Annotated in this window: 1 pseudogene; it reads left to right on the top strand. The window is 49.6% G+C overall.

Annotated elements, in window-relative coordinates:
* Nucleotides 1-520: pseudogene (locus LKX84_RS17880) on the top strand (hypothetical protein); the annotation flags it as partial.

Raw genomic sequence — 520 nt, 5'->3', positions numbered from 1 at the left:
AGATGACCAGACCTTGAGCCTATCAGGCAATACCCTTTCCATCGCTGATGGTAACAGTGTGGACCTATCCGTATTCAACAATAGCGGCACCGATGACCAGGCATTGAGCTTGAGCGGCAACACCTTGACCCTTGAGGATGGCGGCAACGTTGACCTGAGCGGATATTTGGACAATACGGATGCACAGACTTTATCCTTGAGCGGAACGGATCTGACCATTTCCGAAGGAAACACAATCGATATTTCAGGTGTGAACACGGATTCTCAAACTCTATCCTTAAGCGGAACAGATTTGAGCATCACCGGGGGCAACACCATCGACATCAGTAGTATCGATACGGATACCGATGACCAAGCACTGAGCTTGAGCGGTAACACTTTGACTTTGGAAGACGGCGGTAGCGTAGACCTATCTGCTTTCAACAACAGCGGAACGGATGACCAAGCATTGAGTTTGAGCGGCAACACCTTGACCCTTGAGGATGGTGGCAACGTGGACTTGAGCGGGTATTTGGATAAT

It is taken from the genome of Allomuricauda sp. M10 (assembly GCF_020782875.1).
Classification (GTDB): domain Bacteria; phylum Bacteroidota; class Bacteroidia; order Flavobacteriales; family Flavobacteriaceae; genus Flagellimonas.
Note: the sequence above shows the minus strand (reverse complement) of the source record. Positions and strands in the feature narration are given on the sequence as shown.